We start from the raw sequence: 22,871 nt of genomic DNA, 5'->3' as shown, positions 1-22,871 counted from the left end.
CAAAAGCTGTGTACTACCAATAAATGGGTACACAGCTTTTTTTTACAACCAAAACATATTATCTCACCAACAACCTTCCGCTCCAAGTTTTTTCTTTGGAGTTTTGAAGTTTGTATAGGTACAGCCCTGGGCCCAAATCTTTTCTTTCTACAATAATTTCATTTTGCCCGGCAATACTTTCACCTTCCATATGATGGCTGCCAATAAGCTTACCACTTAAAGAATATATATCCAACTCATAAGTATCTGCATTTTCCTCATAAAAATAAAGGCTGGCACTTTCGATCATAGGATTAGGATACACTACCGATTTATTTAAATCTGTGTCTACAAATTCTTGACCTGGCTCTCTATTGTGGAAATCAACATTTTGCAACTCTAAAGATTTTTCTTCAGCATAACCATTCTCTGCAACCAAATTAAAGGACAACACTTTTATATCGGAAAAATCAGTTTCTTCACCTGCATCATTCTTAAAATCAGTTTCAGACAAGGTGTACACTTTAAGTTCATTCTCTAAACCAACGTTGGTCTTATAGATGGTACCGTCACCTTTTATCAATTGCACATCCATATTGGCAGTACCCTTTGCTTCAAAACTAATTTTAGAATAATCACTTAAATCTACCGCCGTAAACCTTGGATTCAGAGCCCTGTACACTCCAACGTAATTACTTGTTGTACCTGATAATTTAATATTACGTTCTAAAGGGTAACCATCACCAACATATGGACCTTCTGCCGGCAACACCTCATAGGTAGATACCGTAGTTGCATCTGCAGAATCATCTAAGCCCCATGGAGCATCTGCCACAAATAAATCATCTGGCGTTGCACCTGATCCAGAACTAATTCTAAAACCTAGATCAAATAAAGTACCTGTTTTTAAGGCAACAGAATCTAAATACCCATCTATTTCCGCAGATACGCCCAAAACTTCAGTAACACTGGTTTCCGTAAGTTTTAAACCGCCTTCTAGGTCAATGCTTTCAGAATTATTATTGTTTACGATATTCAACAATACTTCTCCATTCTTATAACTGGCCGATTTTACAAAAACAGGCGGTGGTGTAGACCCGGTATATCCGGATATTTCTGAATTGGCTTCCAACAAATCAAGAATTTCGTCTGCCAATAATAATAGATCATCTACTGAATTGGACCAGATTTGAAAATTATAGTAAGCGGTATTACTGGTATAAGCATCTATATTCCAATGCGATTCTATTGTAAAGTTACCTTCCGCGTTTACTCTGGCAGAAAATGTCAAGGCGAATTCCAAACTACCATCTGGCTGCTTAATAATAGACTTTATAAAATCTTTTTCTCTTAACTGAATATTACTTACCGATAGCAATTGTGCTCCTAGAAAACGGTCACAAATAAATTTACTATGCTCATAAACGGTGTTATCTGTTTTGATCACCATTAAAGAACCTAAGTTTGTTGAACCATTTAAATAATCTACGGAATAAATATCCGATGCATTGGTCAAATCCAACAAATCACTTGGTGAAGATTCAATGGTACTGGTTTCTCCTACTACACCCAAAGGAACAAGAGAATTTAAAGGAATGTTATTTACGTCGTTCTTAGAACTTAATCCGTACAGCGCACTTTTAACCAACTTTTTTGCTTTGGTTTTATCAAAGATATAGTTGGATTTAGCTCGGTTAAAATTTCTTTTGCTGATTAAGTTCGCCAATCTATCATTGCTTTCCAACCCTCCCTTATTTGCACTAGAGGTAGTAACTATCACAGGACAGGAAGCAACACCTGAACAAGATGGGTCATCGCAATCCACAAGACCATCACCATCGTCATCAATACCATTTAAACAATCTTCTTGAGGCACAGGTGCCGTAGGGCAACGTGCACCGTCATTACTAGAAGCTGCAGGACCAAATGCAAATATGTTAGACTGTATTATACCTAAGGTAATATCTTGAACATTATCAATTTTATAAACAGAACCGGTTTGGTTGGCAGAAATGTAGAAATTACCATCCACATCAAAATAAACGGCGCCAAAAGTATACGTTAAACCATCAAGAATTGGAACCGCTCCCAAATTATAGACCGTACCTGTAGCAGGGTCTATTTTATATAACAATCTTGTACTTCCCTCTACAGTATACAACATACCATCGGCAGCATTAAAAGCCCAGTCTGCAATATTTAAACTTTGACTTAGTTCAAAAGCTCCTAAATATTGCAGATATGTATCTGAATCTGGATTAATATCGACTTTATAATACGAAGAGCCACCTGCCTTAAAATAGTAAATACCATTGGGCGAAATATCTCCGACATATTTATTTCCGGTAGGTAATTCCGGAATGGTATATTGATCAACAGAATAATCTTTACCTATTCTTACAATAGTGCTTGAAGGTGTTTTTAAATAGCCCCATAAATAACCATCCGTAGGGTTATAACCTACACCATTTACATTACCGGGAGTAATATTTTCAGCAACTAAATAAGAACTACCAGAAGCTAGGTCCAATGCATAAATATCATTATATTGAAATAAATAGGCATTGTAATCACAATTGAAAGGTTCTGATTGCGCTATAGCCTTCGCTCCTATTAATAATGCGAAGACCGTTATAAATTTGAAAAAATAAGCTGTTATGTAGTTTTTTTTCATGTTTTCTACGATTTGGGTAACATTTATTGAAACAAACTTAACTATATTTGATAAAGAAAATTCCTACAAAAAGTTAAGTTGATTACATAACACGCTCAAATACAATTTATTGTAGACTAATGGTTAAAATCGATATATTTCTACATAAAAGGCTAGAATTAAGAATATTGTAATGAGAAGCTGATTTATTTAATAATACAATTTTAAAATATGGAGTTCTTTCACTATTTTGCAATTCTTATTAGAAATTAAGTATGCAAAAAGTTACCCGTCTTTTTGACTTCCCATATTATCAGCTAGAAAAGCATGCCTTAGACAAGGCCTTGGTGTCAAAAAAAAATGGAAAGTGGATTAGTACATCTACACAAGAGTATATCAACAAAGCAAATGCCATTAGTCGTGGGTTGTTACGATTAGGCGTGCAGCCCAACGATAAAATCGCCGTTATTTCACTTACCAATAGAACCGAATGGAATATTATGGATATTGGCATTCTTCAACTTGGCGCACAGAACGTACCGGTGTACCCCACCATATCCGAAGAAGATTATGCCTATGTGCTAAACCATTCTGAGGCAAAATATTGTTTTGTTTCCTGTGGTGAAGTACATGAAAAAGTAGCAGCGATCAAAGATCAGGTGCCTAGTTTAAAAAACATCTATTCATTTGATGACCTATCGGATTGTGAAAGTTGGGAAAAAGTATTGGAACTAGGTGAAGACACCACTAACCAAAACGAAGTCGATAGACTAAAAGATGAGGTTTCTCCAGATGATCTGGCAACGTTAATTTATACTTCCGGTACTACAGGAAGACCTAAAGGTGTTATGCTTTCACACAACAATTTGGTTAGTAATGCCATTGAAAGCTCTAAACGTTTTCCTATTGTTGATGGTGAAACCAAGGCGTTAAGCTTTTTACCTCTGTGCCATGTTTACGAGCGCATGTTAATTTACCTATACCAATTTAGAGGCGTAACCATTTATTATGCTGAATCATTGGATAAAATAAGTGACAACCTAAAAGAAACCAGTCCGCATGTTATGACAGCGGTACCACGACTTTTAGAAAAAGTATATGATAAAATTTACGCCAAGGGTACAGAACTTACCGGCATAAAAAAGAAATTGTTCTTCTGGGCCGTGGAGCTCGGATTAAAATATGAACCATACGGTAAAAATGGTTGGTGGTATGAAACACAACTTTCTATAGCTAGAAAACTAATTTTTAGTAAATGGAAAGAAGGACTGGGAGGCAATCTTAGTTTGATCGCCTCGGGTAGCGCAGCCCTACAACCAAGATTATCTCGAATCTTTAACGCTGCCGAATTTGGATTAATGGAGGGCTATGGTTTATCTGAAACTTCCCCAGTGATTTCAGTGAACGATATGCGTGATGGTGGCTTTAAAATTGGAACTGTTGGTAAACCTATAGACCGTACAGAAGTAAAGATTGCAGCAGACGGTGAAATTTGCATAAAAGGCCCTCAGGTAATGATGGGGTATTACAAAGACCCTGAAAAAACCAAAGAGGTTATTATTGATGGCTATTTCCTAACCGGTGATATAGGTGAGCTTGATAGCGAGGGGTTCCTAAAAATAACCGATCGTAAAAAGGAAATGTTCAAAACCTCTGGAGGTAAATATGTAGCACCGCAATTATTGGAGAACCGATTTAAGCAGTCTAGATTCATTGAGCAGATAATGGTAGTAGGCGAAGGCGAAAAAATGCCGGCAGCACTTATTCAGCCAGATTTTGAATTTTTAAAAGAATGGGCGGCAATACACAAAATTGATATTAACACGAATTCAGATATTATTAAGAACGAGCAAGTATTAGCAAGGTATCAGCAAGAAATTGACGAGGCCAACGAAAAGTTCGCAAAATGGGAAAAGGTAAAACAGTTTAGACTTACCCCAGATATTTGGAGTATTGACGGTGGACACTTAACTCCAACCATGAAGTTGAAGAGAAAAGTTATAAAGGAAAAATACATTTCTCTGTATAATGATATTTATGAGCATTAACAGATAAGAAACCATTTTACATTATAACAATGACACCCAACTGAATCATCATTTAATATTTAGTTGGGTGTCTTGCTTTTAATTTATTAGCCCGCATACCTGATAAGAATACACACAACTATAACTAACTATATAGCAACAGTTAAATTATACTAGCTTAAATAACTTTGGTAACACCCAATTAAATAAAATATAATAAAATTTATTATGCATGCATAATAAATTTTATTATATTTGGGAACCAACTAAAGGAGTATGAAAGAAGCAACGATAGATTATGCGTTGAGAGCTACATGGCAAGCTGTAGCAAGAATGTATAATGAGGAAGCAAAGAAATTTGATTCTACTATGGCTGTTGGCTTTACTTTATTGAGCATTGACCCAAAAGCAGGTACACCTTCAACTTCCCTAGGACCAAAAATGGGAATGGAAGCTACCAGCCTCTCCAGAATTTTAAAAAGTATGGAGCAAAAAGGTCTAATTATAAGAAAACCAAATCCTAAAGATGGTAGGGGTGTTCTTATTTATTTGACAGAATTTGGATTGGAAAAAAGAAACGATTCAAAAAACACGGTCATTAGATTTAATGAAGTAGTTAAAGATGAAGTTACCGATGAAAAGCTTGCCCATTTTTTTGAAGTTACCGAAGCCATAAACAAGCTTATCGCAGACAAAAAATTATTTTAATTCAACTTATCAATTAATACAGCATAAAGTACATGAACAAGCACATTAAAAAAGTAGCAGTAATTGGCTCAGGGATAATGGGTAGTGGTATTGCCTGCCATTTTGCAAATATTGGCGTAGAGGTTTTATTGCTAGATATTGTTCCTCGTGAACTAAATGATAAAGAAAAAGCCAAAGGCTTAACATTAGAAGACAATGTAGTACGCAATAGAATGGTGAACGATTCTTTGACGGCAGCGTTGAAATCAAAACCATCTCCTATTTATCATCAGAAATTTGCAAATCGTATTACAACTGGAAATTTAGAAGATGATATCGCAAAAGTATCTAAGGTAGATTGGATCATTGAAGTAGTTGTTGAACGCTTAGATATTAAAAAACAAGTATTTGAAAATTTAGAAAAGTACCGTACACCTGGTACGCTAATTACTTCCAACACTTCTGGTATTCCAATCAAGTTTATGTCGGAAGGTAGAAGTGAAGATTTCCAAAAGCACTTTTGTGGCACTCACTTTTTTAACCCAGCACGTTATCTAAAGCTTTTTGAAATTATTCCAGGTCCTAAAACTTCGCCTGAGGTATTAGAGTTTTTAAACGGTTACGGAGAAAAATTCTTAGGAAAAACTTCAGTTGTTGCTAAAGATACTCCTGCATTTATAGGTAATAGAATAGGAATATTCAGCATCCAGAGCCTTTTCCATATGGTTAAGGAAATGGACATGACCGTTGAAGAAGTTGACAAACTTACAGGTCCGGTTATTGGTAGACCAAAATCGGCCACCTTTAGAACAGTTGATGTAGTTGGCTTAGACACCCTTGTTCATGTTGCTAATGGTATATACGATAACTGTACCGATGATGAGCGCCACGATCTGTTTAAATTACCTGATTTCATCAGCACCATGATGGAAAATAAATGGTTGGGCAGTAAAACCGGACAAGGATTCTATAAAAAGTCAAAAGATGGTAAGGGCAAGACCGAAATTTTGACCCTTGATTTGGATTCGATGGAGTATCGCTCTAAAAAGAGCGCAAAATTCGGCACTTTAGAGTTGACCAAAACTATTGATAAAGTTGTTGATCGTTTTGCTGTACTCGTTGGTGGAAAAGACAAGGCAGGAGAATTTTACAGAAAAAGTTTTGGACAATTATTTGCCTATGTATCGCACAGAATTCCTGAAATTACCGATGAGCTTTATAAGATTGACGATGCAATGAAAGCTGGTTTTGGTTGGGAACATGGTCCTTTCCAAATTTGGGATGCCGTTGGCGTTGACAAAGGATTGGAGTTCATCAAAGCAGAAGGTCTAGAAGCTGCTGCATGGGTACATGAAATGAAAGCTTCTGGTAATAATTCTTTCTATGCAGTTAAAGATGGGGCTACCTATTACTATGATATCCCTAAAAAATCCGTAGAAAAAATACCAGGACAAGATTCCTTTATTATTCTTGATAATATTAGAAAATCTAAAGAAGTATTCAAAAACAGCGGTGTTGTTGTTGAAGACTTAGGAGACGGAATCCTAAATGTGGAGTTCCAATCTAAAATGAATACCATAGGTGGCGATGTTTTAGCCGGACTAAATAAAGCCATTGATATGGCCGAAAAAGATTTTCAAGGTTTGGTCGTTGGTAACCAAGCTGCAAACTTCTCTGTTGGAGCCAATATTGGTATGATCTTTATGATGGCGGTAGAGCAGGAATATGATGAGCTGAATATGGCCATTAAAATGTTCCAAGACACCATGATGCGTATGCGCTACTCCGCTATTCCAACAATATCCGCCCCTCATGGTATGACATTAGGTGGTGGTTGCGAGCTTTCCTTACATGCAGACATGGTAGTCGCAGCAGCTGAAACCTATATAGGACTTGTTGAGTTTGGTGTTGGGGTTATTCCTGGCGGTGGTGGCTCTAAAGAATTTGCCGTTAGAGCACAAGACACTTTTAAAAAGAACGATGTAGAATTAAATGTTCTTCAAGAATACTTTTTAACTATTGGTATGGCAAAAGTTTCCACTTCTGCATATGAAGCATACGACCTAGGAATACTACAACATGGCAAAGATATCGTTGTGGTAAATAAGGACAGGCAAATTGCAACTGCTAAGGCATATGCAAAATTAATGGCGGAGCAAGGATATACGCAACCTGTAAAACGTTCAGATATCAAAGTCTTAGGAAAACAAGCATTAGGTATGTTCTTAGTTGGAACAGATTCTATGGAGGCTAGCCATTATATCAGTGAACATGATAAGAAAATTGCGAATAAGCTTGCGTATGTAATGGCAGGTGGCGATTTATCTGAACCTACTTTGGTAAACGAGCAGTATCTGTTAGATTTAGAAAGAGAAGCTTTCCTTTCACTGTGTACCGAAAGAAAAACGTTAGAAAGAATTCAGCACATGTTGAAAACCGGAAAACCGTTACGTAATTAATTTACGCAGCTATATGCCATTAGCTTATGGTTATTGGCAATCTTATTTAACAACAAATAATGCTATGAGTGTAAAGCTGATAGCTAAAAGCAAGAGTAAAAAATGAAAACAGCATATATAGTTAAAGGTTATAGAACAGCGGTAGGTAAAGCACCTAAGGGAGTTTTTCGCTTTAAACGTACCGATGAATTGGCAGCGGAAACCATCGAGTATATGATGAAAGAATTGCCAAATTTAGATAAAAAACGAATTGATGACGTCATCGTTGGTAATGCTATGCCAGAAGGTTCCCAAGGTTTGAACATGGCACGTTTAATCTCACTTATGGGATTAGACATTGTTGATGTTCCTGGAGTTACCGTCAACAGATTTTGTTCATCTGGTATTGAAACTATTGGTATAGCAACTGCAAAAATTCAATCTGGAATGGCAGATTGCATTATTGCAGGTGGTGCTGAAAGTATGAGTTCAGTACCTATGACCGGTTACAAAACAGAATTAAATTATGACGTTGTAAAAGCAGGTCATGAAGATTACTACTGGGGAATGGGAAATACCGCAGAGGCAGTTGCCAACGAGTATAAAGTATCTCGTGAGGATCAAGATGAATTTGCCTATAATTCTCATATGAAAGCCCTTCGTGCTCAAGCGGAAGACCGCTTTCAAGACCAAATAGTGCCTATTGAGGTAGAAGAAACCTATGTAGGTGCCGATGGTAAAAAAGCGACCAAAAAATATACCGTAACAAAAGATGAAGGACCAAGAGCGGGAACATCAACTGCCGTATTGAATAAGCTTAGACCAGTATTTGCAGCCGGTGGTAGTGTTACAGCTGGTAACTCTTCTCAAATGAGTGATGGTGCTGCTTTTGTAATGGTAATGAGCGAAGAAATGGTAAAAGAATTAAATCTTGAGCCTATTGCCCGTCTTGTTAATTATGCCGCTGCTGGTGTACCACCAAGAATTATGGGTATTGGTCCTGTAGCCGCGGTGCCAAAAGCACTTAAACAAGCCGGTCTAAAACAAGATGATATAAAACTGATTGAATTGAATGAAGCTTTTGCATCTCAATCCCTTGCAGTTATTAGAGAACTAGGCTTAAATCAAGATATTGTAAATGTTAATGGTGGCGCAATTGCTTTAGGCCATCCATTAGGTTGTACAGGAGCTAAATTATCGGTTCAGCTTTTTGATGAAATGCGTAAAAGAAATATGCAAGGACAGTACGGTATGGTTACTATGTGCGTAGGTACTGGACAAGGTGCCGCAGGTATTTTCGAATTTTTAAAATAAACGATAGAATATAGATATTAGAAAAAAGAGATAAGATTAATGGTATATGGCTTTAAGGCATAACTATAGAAATTTGAAAATATGGAAATTAGGTATAAGCATAGCTAATGATATATCTGATATTCTCTTAAGTTTCCCTAAGCATGAGAGATTTGATTTGAGCTCACAAATGAGCAGATGTTCAATCTCTATTTCTAGCAATATTGCGGAAGGCTCTGCAAGAACAGATAGGTCGTTTAGCCATTTTTTAAGTATTTCTTTAGGTTCCTCTTTTGAACTGGGAACACAATTATTAATAGCATATCATAGAAATTATATAACAGATATTAAATTAAAATTACTCGAAGATAAGATTGAAGAATTTCAGAAAATGACCATGGGGTTTCAAAATAACCTCGTATAGTTCTCTTTTCTATTCTCTCAATTCTAACTTCTAAATACAATTAACAACATGAGTACAGAAACATCGGATAAAGACATTCTTAGAGGAGGACAATTCCTTGTCAAAGAAACCAACTGTGATGATATTTTCACTTTAGAGGATTTGAACGAAGAACAAAAAATGATGCGTGAAAGCACCAAAGAATTCGTTGATAGAGAATTATGGGCACACTGGGAACGTTTTGAGAAAAAAGATTACGCATATACCGAAGAAACCATGCGTAAAGCCGGTGAACTAGGTTTACTGAGCGTAGCAGTTCCAGAATCATACGGTGGTATGGGTATGGGGTTTGTTTCTACAATGCTAGTCTGTGATTATATTTCTGGTGCAACCGGATCCTTTAGTACTGCATTCGGGGCGCATACTGGTATTGGTACTATGCCAATAACTTTATACGGTACTGAGGAACAAAAACAAAAATATGTACCTAAACTAGCCTCAGGTGAGTGGTTTGGCGCGTATTGCCTTACCGAACCAGGTGCTGGATCAGATGCAAATTCAGGTAAAACAAAGGCCGTTTTATCAGAAGATGGTAAAACTTATAGTATTACCGGTCAAAAAATGTGGATCTCAAATGCTGGTTTCTGTAACTTGTTTATCGTATTCGCACGTATTGAAGATGACAAAAATATTACCGGGTTTATCGTAGAAAATGACCCTAGTAATGGTATTACCTTAGGTGATGAGGAAAAGAAATTAGGTATTCACTCCTCTTCTACCCGCCAAGTATTCTTTAATGAAACAAAGGTTGCTGTTGAAAATATGCTTTCCACCAGAGGAAACGGTTTTAAAATTGCAATGAATGCCCTAAACGTTGGTCGTATTAAATTAGCCGCTGCTTGTTTAGAGGCACAAAGAAGGGTGATCAACGAGGCTGTTAATTATGCGAACGAAAGAATTCAGTTCAAAACTCCGATCGTTAACTTTGGTGCTATAAAAGCAAAATTAGCCGATATGACCACAAATGCTTATGTTGGTGAATCTGCTTGTTACCGTGCTGCAAAGAACATTGAAGATAGAATTGCAATACGTGAAAGCGAAGGCAATACTCACCAAGAAGCTGAATTAAAAGGTGTTGAAGAGTATGCTATAGAATGTTCTATTTTAAAAGTGGCGGTTTCGGAAGATGTACAACATACGGCAGATGAAGGTGTGCAGATTTTTGGAGGTATGGGCTTCAGCGCAGATACACCAATGGAATCCGCTTGGAGAGATGCAAGAATTGCACGTATATACGAAGGAACCAATGAAATCAACAGAATGTTAGCTGTAGGTATGCTTGTTAAAAAGGCTATGAAAGGTCATGTGGACCTTTTAGGACCTGCAACCGCAGTTGGCGAAGAGCTCATGGGAATTCCTTCTTTTGATACTCCTGATTTTTCTGAACTTTTTGCAGAAGAAAAGGATATTTTAAAAAGACTAAAGAAAGTGTTCTTAATGGTCGCTGGATCTGCAGTTCAAAAATTTGGTCCAGAATTGGAAAAGCACCAACAATTGATGTTAGCTGCTTCTGACATTCTTATTGAAGTATATATGGCAGAATCTGCATTATTACGTACAGAGAAAAACGCAAAACGTTTTGGAGAAGAGGCACAGGCCACCCAAATTGCTATGTCCAAGTTATATTTGTACAATGCAACCGAAACTATCATTAATAAAGGTAAGGAAGCCATTGTATCTTTCGCTGAAGGTGATGAACAAAGAATGATGTTAATGGGACTTAAACGTTTTACAAAATATACAAATTACCCTAATGTAGTAGCTTTACGCACACAAATTGCCGATAAGGTAGCTGCAGATAACGGGTACACCTTTGACTAATTCAGATTACTTTTGTTGTTTGGTAACTTGAATGTTAAACCGTCCCAATTGGGGCGGTTTTTTTGTTTGGTATAAATCGTTATTGCGACTACTTTTGAGCCATGCATAAAAAATTACTCCAACAAGTGTATTCATCCTCTGATTTTAACACCAACGGGCACGCACTTATAAACCAGTTGACCGCTCATTTAGAGGATAAATTAAATGGAAAATCCCCAAATGCCATTCATTGGAACGACCCTGAGGATGAACTCCAGTTTTGGAAGGATTTTCTATATCACGGAAATAGCAAGAATTTGTTCCAGGAAATCAACAAACGTACCACACACATTCACCATCCACATTACCTTGGTCATCAGGTGAGTCCTCCAGCCCCAATTACCGCACTCACAGGATTATTGAGTTCGCTATTAAATAATGGTACTGCCGTATATGAAATGGGCATGTCTTCCAATGCTATTGAACGCATTATCATTGAAGTGATTTGTCATAAAATTGGCTTTAATAATATTGCTGGAGGTTTTTTAACATCTGGTGGTACACTTGCCAATCTTACCGCATTATTAAGTGCTAGAAAAGCGATTACCAAAAAGGATATTTGGAATGATGGCAATCAAAATCAACTAGGTATAATGGTCAGTGAAGAAGCGCATTACTGTGTAGACCGTGCGGCAAGAATTATGGGTTTAGGGGATCAAGGCATAATTAAAGTACCCGTTACCAAAGATTTTGCAATGGACATCCATGTTTTAGAAACTAAATACAAGGAAGCGCAAGAAAGCGGAATTGAGGTCTTTGCCATAATCGGTAGTGCACCATCTACTGCTACAGGTATTTTTGATAATCTTGAGTGCATTTCTGAATTTGCCCAAGAACATAATATATGGTTTCATGTTGATGGTGCACATGGCGGTGCCGGTATCTTTTCTGAAAAATACAAGCATACGCTAAAAGGCATTGCTCAAGCAGATTCAGTAGTTATTGATGGTCACAAAATGATGATGATGCCAGCATTGACCACTGCCCTACTCTTTAAGGATGAAAACAATGCCAAGGCTACATTTAGTCAAAAAGCGGATTACTTATTGACCGACTCAGAACATGAAGATTGGTACAATTCCGGCAAGCGTACTTTTGAATGCACCAAAAATATGATGGCCATACATTGGTTTACACTTCTAAAACTCTATAGTGAAGAAGTTTTTGATGCCAATGTTACCCTATTATATGATTTGGGTTCCTTATTTGCCGACCTTATAGAGGCTGAACCTAATTTTGAGCTAGCATTACGCCCAATGTCAAATATTGTATGTTTTAGATATGTAAACCCTAACTTTAATTTTGAAGAGCAAAACAAATTAAACATAAAAATTCGCCAGTATCTTTTAGAAGATGGCGAATTTTATATTGTACAGACCAAATTAAAAAATGTTCATTTCTTACGAGTAACCGTTATGAATCCGTTTTCAACGGAAGAACATTTTAAAGCCCTAATCCATAAAATTAAGGCTTATGTTATGAGGTAATTATTCTCTCAAAGTTTCTAACATTTGATCCTCACTTTCTTTCTTGGAAAAGTTGATGGCACATTCTATCAACGCTAAATGTGAATATGCCTGAGGGAAGTTCCCTAGTAACCTTTTAGTCTTAAAGTCAATATCTTCACTAAATAGACCTAAATGATTACTATAACCTAATAATCTCTCAAAATACTCCAACGCCTTCTTCTCTTCCCCTATTTTAAATAAACTATTAATGTACCAGAATGTACAAACCGTAAATGAAGAAGATGGCAAACCAAAATCATCTTCATTCTTATATCTATACAACAATCCATCATTACTTAATTCGTCTCCAATGGCATTAACGGTTTTAATATATCTTTCATCTTTTGCATCAACACATCCGTAAGATTCCATTAATAAGACAGAGGCATCTAAATCTTTGGAACCATAGGATTGGGTATAAGCCCCTACTTCATCGTTCCAAGCATTATCATAGATATCTTGCCAAATTTCCGCTCTTATTGGTTCCCATTTATCAATTTTATGCTGCTTGCCCAGCATTTCAGCAACTTTTATGGCACGATCCAAGGCTGTCCAGCATAATACTTTAGAAAATGTAAAATGTCTATCCTCTGTACGGAACTCCCAAATTCCTTTATCGGCATCCTTCCAATTATTGCTTACGATCCAAACAATACCTTTGGTAATGGCCCATAAGTCTTCACCATTTTCTATATCTATGCTGAATTTCACCATTTGTTCATAAATCACATCCATCAGAATACCATAAATATCATTCTGCTTTTGGTGATATGCCGCATTACCTATACGCACCGGTTTAGAACCTTTGTAACCGGCCAAGTGCTCCAAGGTTTCTTCGGTCAGTTTTTTCTCTTTATTGATCCCGTACATGATCTGTAACTTCTCTGCCTTATCGGGTATCAAATCTATAATGAACTGTAAATATCGTCTTGCCACGTTCTTGTGTCCCAATTCAGATACTACTTTAATCACCATTGATGCATCCCTTATCCAACAGAAACGATAATCCCAATTACGTACTTCACCAATGGTTTCTGGTAAAGAGGTGGTAGCTGCAGCCAAAACAGCTCCGGTCTTATCATAGCTTAATAATTTTAAGGTCAAGGCACTTCTGGAAATTTCATCGTTAAATTTCTTGTAAGTTGGGGTTAAATCTGTCCAGTTTAACCAATATACCTTGGTATTTTGCAAATCAAGATAAGCCCTTTCAGTGGTTGGTAACAACAATTTTTCATTGTAGCCCATAAGCATATACTCATCTTGCACAAGTTCTACTTCAACACCATTGACTATAGATTCTTGATCAAAAGAAGTGTATAGAAATACGGTATCGAACTTAACATCGTAAGTGAGACTGGCTATAAAATCCTTTTTAATAAAAGTTTCGGTTTTCCCCATGGCATATTCCAATCTTGGATCATACAAAACAGAAAAACTTGGCTTACCTGAAATTAATTTAAAATACCTGATCAACTCTGGTGGCGCATGGTGACTTCCATCCAACTTACGATATCTGGGCATGAAGTCATGAATTTCAAAGTGATCTTCGCCAGATTTAAAAGAGGTAATCAATATATTGGTGTACTTCTCATATTTCTGAGTAATCTCATAGCTGTCATCAACCCTTATTTCAAAACTTCCACCTATATTTTCATCCAGTAATTTGGCAAATACAGACGGACTATCAAATTCTGGCAAACAGCACCAATCTATGCTTCCTGTCTTTGAAATTAATGCTGCACTTCTGCAATTCCCTATTATTCCGTAGTCTAAATTATCCATTCAATAAAATTCTTGATTCATTTGAGGTTTCAATTGGTATTGCCCTCCTTTTTCCCGAAATTTAGAGAAATAATTATCAAGAAGAAGCAAAAAATTCTCTTTTATGGCGAAAACTATCATTATCTCAAATAGACTACCTGTACAATTACAAATTAGCAATGGCGACATTACTGCGGTACCAAGTGTAGGTGGACTGGCCACAGGAATGAAATCTGTACACTCCGGCGGTGATAGCCTTTGGATTGGTTGGAGCGGATTAACGGATGAAGAAATTCCCGAAGAATTGGTTCCTAAAATTGATAGCGCCTTAGCGGAGCATGGATCTTCAAAAGTTAATTTAACGGAGAAAGAGGTAGATGGTTTTTACTATGGATTTAGTAATAGAACCATATGGCCTTTATTTCATTACTTCTTAGAATATTCTGAATTTGAGCTGGATAGCTGGGAAACATACAAAGCGGTAAACCAAAAATTTGCCGATGCCATCCTTGAAAAAGCAAACAATGAAGACACTATTTGGATACATGACTATCAATTAATGTTGGTGCCCCAAATGGTAAGAGCAGAAAGACCGGATATTTCTATAGGCTTCTTTTTACATATTCCCTTTCCATCGTATGAGATTTTTAGAACCCTACCTTGGCGACGTGAAGTATTACAAGGGCTGCTGGGATCTGATCTGATCGGTTTTCATACCTATGACTACGAACGCCACTTTTTAAGCTCTGTTAGAAGGCTACTAGGTTTAGAGGTAAGCTTTAACGATATCTATTTAGATGATAGGGTTATAAAAGTAGATTCTTTCCCTATGGGTATCGATTATAAGAAATTTAGCGATGCAGCAAAAGAACATTCTCAACGTACCGAGGATCAAAAATCCGAATTGCAGAAACGACTGGATACTCATAAAAAATCTGCTCCCGATGCCAAATTCTTCCTTTCTATAGATCGTTTAGATTATACCAAGGGTATTGCAAAACGCTTAAATGCCTTTGAGTATTTTTTAAAGAAATATCCGCAGTATAAAGAGAAAGTAAGACTTATTATTCTTGCGGTTCCGTCTAGATCTAACGTACCCCAATACCAATTATTAAAACGGGAAGTTGATGAACTTGTAGGACGCATTAACGGGGAGTTGTCCACTGTAAGCTGGACGCCAATATGGTATTTCTACAGATCTATGCCTTTTGAAAACCTAATTGACCTTTATACCTCTTCTGATATTGCCTGGCTAACGCCCATAAGAGATGGTATGAATTTGGTAGCTAAAGAATACATTGCCACTAGAACAGATAAGACAGGGGTGCTTATACTAAGTGAAATGGCAGGTTCTGCAAATGAAATGAACGAGTCATTATTGATTAACCCCAATAATTTTGAGCAAATTGCAGACTCTCTTTATGAAGCTATCAATATGCCAGAAGAAGAGCAGGTATCAAGAAATACATTGCTACAAAAAAGACTGGAACGGTATAATGTAGAAAAATGGGCCAACGACTTTATGAACTCGCTTGTCAACCAAAAAGAGAAAGATCAAACCTACAGATCTAGAAAATTGTCCGTAGATATTATGAATACGGTCATGAACAGCTATACCAACGCGAAACGACGATTGGTATTTTTAGATTATGACGGTACTTTAGCAGGGTTTCATAATGACCCGCAAAAAGCGTCACCAGATGAGGAGCTTTACGCATTATTGGATCAAATTTCGTCTCAACCCAATACGGATATGTATTTAATTAGCGGAAGGGATAAAGAGACCTTTACCAAATGGTTTCTTCCTAAGAAATACAATATGATCGTTGAGCATGGTGTATGGATCTCTCAAGGTGGTGAGGAATTTAGAATGCTAGAAACGGTGAAAAAAGATTGGATGGAGAAAATATTACCAGTTCTTGAATCTTTTGTAGATCGTACTCCAGGTAGTTTCGTGGAAGAGAAAAACTATTCTTTGGCTTGGCATTACCGAAATACAGATCCAGATTTTGGTCAGAAGAGATCGGTTGAATTGAATACGGTATTAACCAGTCTTATTGCTAACGATGACCTTAGTGTACTCAATGGTAATAAGGTAATGGAAATCAAGAGCAGCAACGTAAATAAAGGAAGAGCATCTATGCGTGTATATACAGAGCATGACTACGATTTTGTTTTTGCCATAGGTGATGATTGGACAGATGAATTTATGTTCCAGGAACTGCCAGAGGATGCTGTTACCGTAAAGGTGGGCAGACAAAAAACCCAAGCAAGATACTTTGTTGACAATACTAAAAATGTACGTGCCATCTTAAAGAGATTTGCAGAAAAACACTAATCTAAATCTCTTTTTATGTCCTTGAAATTGAAGTGCTTTATCCTTTTGCTAAGTGCTATATCTTGCATACAGCTCCATGCACAACAGAGCACAGAAGTTTATTTGACCAACTTAGGGTTGGAAAAAGATTCGGTCAATATTAATGGTGCAATAAATATATCTGAAAATGAAGGCTATGACAATCAGCCTTCATTTTTGGATAATGACAGGGTCCTATATGCTGCAACAAGAAATGGACAAACAGATATTGTGCTGTTTCATATAAAAGATAAAACCCTTTCATGGATTACAGATACCCCAAATGGCAGCGAATATTCACCATTAAAAATACCCGGAAAAAATGCTGTATCGGCAATTAGATTAGATGAGGATGGATTGCAAAGACTTTATGAATATAACTTAGATACCAATGAACAAAAACTTCTTCTAGAAGATTTAAAAGTTGGTTATCATGTTTGGTATACTGAAGATATTATAATCTGTACAGTTCTTCGCGAAAATAAAATGGACCTTGTAATAGCTAACTTAAAAGATCATACCAATATAACGGTTCAACAGAATGTAGGCAGATCACTACTTAACATACCACAAAGCGACCTGGTAAGCTACATTTCCAAATCGGATAATGGGAATATGGTAAAATCACTGCATCCAATATCATTAAAAACCGAGGATATTATTTCATTGCCTGAAAACAACGAAGATATAACCTGGATGAACAATGGTCAATTAATTACTGCCATTGAATCAACCATTTTTTCCTTTGACCCCAAAGTAGATACAGAATGGAAAATAGCTCATGAAATTAATAACCCAGATGTCAATGGAATCTCTAGATTAGCAATTAGTCCAAATGGAAATTATCTAAGTTTCGTTTCTAAAGATTCGCAAAAAAATATTGTGGACAAACAAGTAGAAACATTCAACGCACGAGAATTACAAGCATTTGCTAACTGTTTTTCAAAAAATGTTGTGGTAAAAAACTACCCAAAAGACACCCTGTACATTGGGCGGGAAATTTTAAAGGAAAAATATCAGAGCTTTTATGACCGTACGCCAAATATTGATGTAAAAGTATCCTCTAGAATTCATTTGGGAAAGACCGTTATTGATCAAGAACAGATAACCATTGGCGATAAACAATTTCAACAAGTTGCCATTTATGAGGTTGACGGACTTATAAATAGCATGACTTTCATAAAAGATATGTCTATCAATGAAGATCCAGAAAATCCTGTACAACAACAACTTGAAGGTTATAATGCTAAAGACATCAATGCCTTTTTGGGGCCATACGCCAAAAACGTGAAAGTTTATGGTGCTAACGGCGAACTAAGAACCGAGGGTATTGAAAATATGCGAAATGGCTATGATCGCTTTTTTAGGACTACCCCAAACCTTCATTGTGAAATCAAGAATAGGATTGTAATCGGTAATATAGTTATTGATGAAGAATTCATTACCGTCAACGGTGATTCTTATACTGCAATAGGTATTTATGAAATAGAAAATAATAAAATAGCCAAGGTTACTTTTTTACATTGATCTATTGAAGCAAAAGCTACATATTCTCCCCATAATAATTATTTCTCAGTTTGCCTGTACCTCTACATGGTTTGCAGGCAATGCTATTATAGAATCCCTGACCAAAAAGCTAGATTTTGGTGCGGATATTGTTAGTTACGTCATTTCTTCGGTACAATTCGGGTTCATCATAGGCACATTGATTTTTGGAATTCTAATGATTGCCGATAGGTTTTCACCTTCTAAAGTCTTTATGGTCTGTGCATGTTTAGCGGCCTTATCCAATTTAACCCTAATTGTTCCACAATTAAATGTGACCGGCTTGTTGATAGCTAGATTCGGGACCGGCTTTTTCCTCGCAGGGATCTATCCTGTAGGTATGAAAATAGCAGCCGATTATTATGAAAAAGGGTTAGGCAAAGCATTGGGCTTTTTGGTTGGCGCATTGGTTTTAGGCACTGCTTTTCCGTTTTTAATTAAAGGAACCTCATGGGCAAATGATTCAGATAGTGTTATTAAACTAACTTCTGGCATTACCGTTATGGGTGGTTTACTGTTGCTAGGACTTGTGCCTAACGGTCCCTATCGGGTAGCAAGTACGTCATTACAGTTCAACGCGGGACCACGACTTTTTAAGAATTATAATTTTAAGAAAGCAGCTTTTGGGTATTTTGGTCACATGTGGGAACTTTATGCCTTTTGGGCATTTACCCCTATTGCCATACAATGGTTTGCCATTGAAACCGGTAGTGATATATCGGTATTTTTATGGACTGGGATCGTGATCGCATTTGGCGGATTGTCTTGTGCGCTAGGCGGTACTATTGCTCATAGCTTAGGAAGCAAAAAAGTAGCATTAACTGCCTTAATTATGTCTGGTGTGTTCTGTTTTATTTCTCCTGTTTTGTTCCTATTGCCCCAATATCTCTTTTTGGCAAGCTGGTGCCTTTGGGGAATAGCCGTTACGGCAGATTCTCCTCAATTTTCCAATTTGGTGGCATCATCGGTAGCTCCGCAATTAAAAGGTACGGCATTAACCATTGTAAATTGTTTAGGTTATGCCATTACTATAATTAGCATTCAACTTCTAGGATTACTTCAAAATAGTATCCCGATAAATTTTTTATACATTCCACTAGGTCTAGGACCATTGCTGGGCGTTTATCACCTCATAAAAAAAAAACGAAATAACCCGTATTAAACAATGCTACAAAACTTTTTAAATACAATCTGGTAAGCTATAGATTTGCACATCAAATTATGGTCGCCCCTATATTTTACTTAATTTTAGAAACCGATTACCCAAACTAACTTTACTCACTCAAAAAAATTGAAATGAAAAAATTTTTACTACTCGCTTTATTCATATCGGCTATTCACCTTTCAGCACAAACGGACCAACGTATTTATGATATTATTGATGCGGTTTCTGCCGAACGTATAGAAAACGACGTTACCAAACTCGCAAATTTTGGAACAAGACATACATTAAGCGATACAGTTTCCAATACTAGGGGAATTGGTGCGGCAAGAAGATGGATCAAAAGTGAATTTGAAAAAACATCTGCAGCTTGTAACAGTTGTCTTTCTGTTTTTTTTCAAAAAGACTTGGTCAAAAAAGGTGCTAACAACCGTATTGTAAAAGATGTTGAAGTAGTAAATGTGCTTGCTATTCAAAAAGGAACAAAATACCCTAATCGTTACATTATTATGAGCGGTGATATTGACTCTCGCGTTAGTGACCCAACCAACTACACTGATGATTCGCCTGGTGCAAATGATAATGCAAGTGGCATGGCAGGTACGTTGGAAGCCGCTCGTGTACTTTCTAAATACACTTTTGAAAATAGTATTATCTACATGGGTCTTTCAGGTGAAGAACAAGGTCTTTTTGGCGGTGGCGGTATAGCACAATATGCCAAAGACCAAGGCTGGGAGGTTATTGGAATATTCAATAATGATATGATCGGAAATATAAAGGGAGTTGACGGCACCATCAGTAACGTTGATTTTAGAATATTCTCTGAACCCGTACCTCCTACAGAAACAGAGGAACAACGCAAAGCCAGAAGGTTTTACGGCGGTGAGGTGGACGGTGTTTCAAGACAACTGGCGCGCTACGTACACAAAAACGTAAAGCAATACATGCCAGAAATGAACCCAATGATGATCTATCGCTTAGATCGTTTTGGTCGTGGCGGTCATCATAGACCTTTTAATGATGCTGGTTTTCCTGGCATACGTATTATGGAAGCTCACGAAAACTATACGCAACAACACCAAGATATTCGTGTAGAGGATGGTATTGCCTATGGTGATGTGTTAGAGCATGTGAATTTTGAGTACGCCGCCAAATTGACCGCGGTAAACGCAATTAACCTGGCATCTATAGCATGGGCCCCACCTGCACCAAAAACGGTTAAAATTGGTGGTATTGTTGAACCTGCAGCTAAATTTCAATGGAGTAAGGTTGATGGTGCAAAAGGCTATAAAATTTACTGGAGAGACACCACATCCCCTACTTGGGATCATAGCAGGTATGTTGGCGATGTAACCGAATTTGTTTTAGACGGCATCGTTATTGATAACTATTTTTTCGGAGTTTCAGCGGTTAGTGAAGACGGATTTGAGAGTCCGGTCGTTTTTCCTAACGGAGTATTCAGATAATTTCTATTCAAACCATACATGAACAAATTCATACTTTTTCTTGCTTTGGGAACTTTGAGTTTCTCACAGGCACAGACATTTACCAAACAAGATACGTTAAGAGGTAGCATTACCCCAGAACGTGAATGGTGGGATCTAAATTACTATCATTTGGATATTGCCGTTGACCCAGATGAGAAATTCATAAGTGGGAGCAACACAATTCGCTATAAGGTGCTAAAACCCCATCAAGTGCTACAAGTAGACCTTCAACCTCCTTTAAGCATTGAAAAGGTTACTCAAGACGGAAAAGAACTTACCGTAACCCATAATGTAAATGCACATTTTGTACAGTTGACCAAACCCCAAGTAAAAGGAGAGTTCAATGAAATTGTTGTTACCTATTCAGGACACCCAAAAGAAGCAGTCAATGCACCATGGGATGGCGGATTTTCTTGGAAAAAGGATAATAATGGTAAAGATTTTGTGGCAACCTCTTGTCAAGGCTTAGGAGCCAGTGTCTGGTGGCCCAACAAAGATCATATGTATGACGAGGTAGATAGTATGCTGATCAGTGTAAAGGCTCCAAAAGGACTTATGAATATTTCTAATGGTAGATTACAAAGTGTACATAAAGAAACCAATACTTATAACTGGTTCGTGGGCAACCCCATCAATAATTATGGTGTAAATGTCAATATTGGTGATTACGTTCATTTTGATGAAGTATACCAAGGAGAGAAGGGTGCCTTGGATATGGATTACTATGTTTTAAAGGATAATCTAGAAAAGGCAAAGGAACATTTTAAAGATGCCCCAAAAATGATGAAGGCGTTTGAGCATTGGTTTGGTCCATATCCATTTTATGAAGATTCGTTTAAACTGGTTGAAGTCCCTTATCTGGGCATGGAACATCAAAGTTCGGTCACTTATGGTAATCAATACTTAAAGGGTTATTTGGGTAGAGATCTTTCACAAACCGGCTGGGGCTTAAAGTTCGATTTTATCATTATCCATGAAGCTGGCCATGAATGGTTTGCAAACAATATCACCTATAAAGATGCTGCAGATATGTGGGTGCACGAAGGTTTTACGTGCTATTCTGAAAGTTTGTTTTTAGATTACCACTATGGTACAGAAGCTGCCAATGCCTACGTTCATGGTATTAGAAACAATATTAGAAACGACAGACCCATAATAGGCATCTATAATGTAAATTATGAAGGCAGTGGAGATATGTATTATAAAGGTTCCAATATGCTACATACGCTACGTCAAATAGTAAATGATGATAAAGAATGGAGAACAATTTTACGTGGACTCAATTCTGAATTCTATCATAAAACGGTTACTACGGCACAGATTGAAGAGTATATCGCAACTAAAATGAAACGTGATCTTGATCCATTTTTTGACCAGTATTTACGAACTGTCAAAATACCCGTATTTGAATATAGGATCAAGGGTAAAAAAATATCTTATCGTTTTACTAATACGGTCAAAGACTTTACAATTCCATTAAAAGTTTTTGTTGATGACCAACCTGTGTGGTTGAACCCGTCTACAACATGGCAAAGCAAAAAGATAAAAGGCAACCTAGAATCCTTACGCGTAGATCCTAATTTTTACGTTGAAACAAAGAGTTGATATTAACACTTTGTCTACGTGAACTTTTAACGTTCATCAAATATTAT

Annotated in this window: 14 protein-coding genes; 12 read left to right on the top strand and 2 right to left on the bottom strand. The window is 37.0% G+C overall.

Annotated elements, in window-relative coordinates:
• Positions 1-58: 58 nt before the first annotated feature.
• Entirely contained in the window at positions 59-2,653 is a 2,595-nt protein-coding gene (locus VBZ51_RS09665; protein WP_416576794.1) for a DUF6923 family protein, read from the bottom strand.
• Positions 2,654-2,907: 254 nt separating this feature from the next.
• Between VBZ51_RS09665 and VBZ51_RS09660 the strand changes: the two genes are divergently transcribed.
• The 7 genes from VBZ51_RS09660 to VBZ51_RS09630 all read left to right on the top strand — a co-directional run bounded on the left by VBZ51_RS09660 (position 2,908) and on the right by VBZ51_RS09630 (position 12,887).
• Complete coding sequence (locus VBZ51_RS09660) at positions 2,908-4,680, top strand: AMP-dependent synthetase/ligase (RefSeq protein ID WP_416576793.1); 1,773 nt, start codon at positions 2,908-2,910, stop codon at positions 4,678-4,680.
• Positions 4,681-4,935: 255 nt separating this feature from the next.
• On the top strand, positions 4,936-5,367 hold the full coding sequence (locus VBZ51_RS09655) for a MarR family winged helix-turn-helix transcriptional regulator (protein ID WP_058103072.1): 432 nt from the start codon (positions 4,936-4,938) through the stop codon (positions 5,365-5,367).
• Between the two features lie 32 nt (positions 5,368-5,399).
• Positions 5,400-7,805 (top strand): 3-hydroxyacyl-CoA dehydrogenase/enoyl-CoA hydratase family protein, encoded by a 2,406-nt coding sequence (locus VBZ51_RS09650; protein ID WP_416576792.1) that lies wholly within the window; start codon positions 5,400-5,402, stop codon positions 7,803-7,805.
• Positions 7,806-7,907: 102 nt separating this feature from the next.
• Positions 7,908-9,098 carry an acetyl-CoA C-acyltransferase gene (locus tag VBZ51_RS09645; protein ID WP_058103074.1) on the top strand — a complete coding sequence of 397 codons (1,191 nt, stop codon included), beginning with the start codon at positions 7,908-7,910 and terminating at the stop codon, positions 9,096-9,098.
• 46 nt (positions 9,099-9,144) lie between these two features.
• Positions 9,145-9,501 (top strand): four helix bundle protein, encoded by a 357-nt coding sequence (locus VBZ51_RS09640; RefSeq protein WP_416576791.1) that lies wholly within the window; start codon positions 9,145-9,147, stop codon positions 9,499-9,501.
• A gap of 48 nt (positions 9,502-9,549) precedes the next feature.
• Positions 9,550-11,361 (top strand): acyl-CoA dehydrogenase family protein, encoded by a 1,812-nt coding sequence (locus tag VBZ51_RS09635; protein WP_416576790.1) that lies wholly within the window; start codon positions 9,550-9,552, stop codon positions 11,359-11,361.
• Positions 11,362-11,462: 101 nt separating this feature from the next.
• A complete protein-coding gene (locus VBZ51_RS09630; protein WP_416576789.1) occupies positions 11,463-12,887 on the top strand; it encodes a pyridoxal phosphate-dependent decarboxylase family protein in 1,425 nt (474 codons plus the stop codon).
• On the opposite strand, the gene VBZ51_RS09625 is transcribed toward VBZ51_RS09630, so the two are convergent.
• Positions 12,888-14,690: a glycoside hydrolase family 15 protein gene (locus tag VBZ51_RS09625; RefSeq protein WP_416576788.1), complete on the bottom strand. Its 1,803-nt coding sequence runs from the start codon at positions 14,688-14,690 to the stop codon at positions 12,888-12,890.
• Between the two features lie 103 nt (positions 14,691-14,793).
• On the opposite strand from VBZ51_RS09625, the gene VBZ51_RS09620 reads away from it, so the two are divergent.
• The 5 genes from VBZ51_RS09620 (at position 14,794) to VBZ51_RS09600 (ending at position 22,824) form a co-directional block, all read left to right on the top strand.
• The gene (locus VBZ51_RS09620) at positions 14,794-17,007 is read left to right on the top strand and encodes a bifunctional alpha,alpha-trehalose-phosphate synthase (UDP-forming)/trehalose-phosphatase (protein ID WP_215998048.1); all 2,214 of its coding nucleotides are present in this window, start codon (positions 14,794-14,796) and stop codon (positions 17,005-17,007) included.
• 15 nt (positions 17,008-17,022) lie between these two features.
• Entirely contained in the window at positions 17,023-18,552 is a 1,530-nt protein-coding gene (locus VBZ51_RS09615) for a nuclear transport factor 2 family protein (protein WP_416576787.1), read from the top strand.
• 4 nt (positions 18,553-18,556) lie between these two features.
• Complete coding sequence (locus VBZ51_RS09610; RefSeq protein ID WP_416576786.1) at positions 18,557-19,732, top strand: MFS transporter; 1,176 nt, start codon at positions 18,557-18,559, stop codon at positions 19,730-19,732.
• Positions 19,733-19,866: 134 nt separating this feature from the next.
• Entirely contained in the window at positions 19,867-21,198 is a 1,332-nt protein-coding gene (locus tag VBZ51_RS09605; protein WP_416576785.1) for a M28 family metallopeptidase, read from the top strand.
• 18 nt (positions 21,199-21,216) lie between these two features.
• Positions 21,217-22,824, top strand: coding sequence for a M1 family metallopeptidase (locus VBZ51_RS09600; protein WP_416576784.1), 1,608 nt, complete (start codon positions 21,217-21,219; stop codon positions 22,822-22,824).
• The last annotated feature ends 47 nt before the right edge of the window (positions 22,825-22,871 follow it).

Origin of the sequence: Maribacter sp. HS, from assembly GCF_048059195.1 — a bacterium.
Classification (GTDB): domain Bacteria; phylum Bacteroidota; class Bacteroidia; order Flavobacteriales; family Flavobacteriaceae; genus Maribacter; species Maribacter dokdonensis.
Note: the sequence above shows the minus strand (reverse complement) of the source record. Positions and strands in the feature narration are given on the sequence as shown.

What these genes read in the sequence shown, in the direction of transcription:
- VBZ51_RS09625 (WP_416576788.1), bottom strand. Translation starts at nt 14,690, where the DNA reads ATGGATAATTTAGACTACGGAATAATAGGGAATTGCAGAAGTGCAGCA.
- VBZ51_RS09640 (WP_416576791.1), top strand. Translation starts at nt 9,145, where the DNA reads ATGGCTTTAAGGCATAACTATAGAAATTTGAAAATATGGAAATTAGGT.
- VBZ51_RS09600 (WP_416576784.1), top strand. Translation starts at nt 21,217, where the DNA reads ATGAACAAATTCATACTTTTTCTTGCTTTGGGAACTTTGAGTTTCTCA.
- VBZ51_RS09665 (WP_416576794.1), bottom strand. Translation starts at nt 2,653, where the DNA reads ATGAAAAAAAACTACATAACAGCTTATTTTTTCAAATTTATAACGGTC.
- VBZ51_RS09605 (WP_416576785.1), top strand. Translation starts at nt 19,867, where the DNA reads ATGAAAAAATTTTTACTACTCGCTTTATTCATATCGGCTATTCACCTT.
- VBZ51_RS09660 (WP_416576793.1), top strand. Translation starts at nt 2,908, where the DNA reads ATGCAAAAAGTTACCCGTCTTTTTGACTTCCCATATTATCAGCTAGAA.
- VBZ51_RS09615 (WP_416576787.1), top strand. Translation starts at nt 17,023, where the DNA reads ATGTCCTTGAAATTGAAGTGCTTTATCCTTTTGCTAAGTGCTATATCT.
- VBZ51_RS09620 (WP_215998048.1), top strand. Translation starts at nt 14,794, where the DNA reads ATGGCGAAAACTATCATTATCTCAAATAGACTACCTGTACAATTACAA.
- VBZ51_RS09630 (WP_416576789.1), top strand. Translation starts at nt 11,463, where the DNA reads ATGCATAAAAAATTACTCCAACAAGTGTATTCATCCTCTGATTTTAAC.
- VBZ51_RS09645 (WP_058103074.1), top strand. Translation starts at nt 7,908, where the DNA reads ATGAAAACAGCATATATAGTTAAAGGTTATAGAACAGCGGTAGGTAAA.
- VBZ51_RS09650 (WP_416576792.1), top strand. Translation starts at nt 5,400, where the DNA reads ATGAACAAGCACATTAAAAAAGTAGCAGTAATTGGCTCAGGGATAATG.
- VBZ51_RS09655 (WP_058103072.1), top strand. Translation starts at nt 4,936, where the DNA reads ATGAAAGAAGCAACGATAGATTATGCGTTGAGAGCTACATGGCAAGCT.
- VBZ51_RS09635 (WP_416576790.1), top strand. Translation starts at nt 9,550, where the DNA reads ATGAGTACAGAAACATCGGATAAAGACATTCTTAGAGGAGGACAATTC.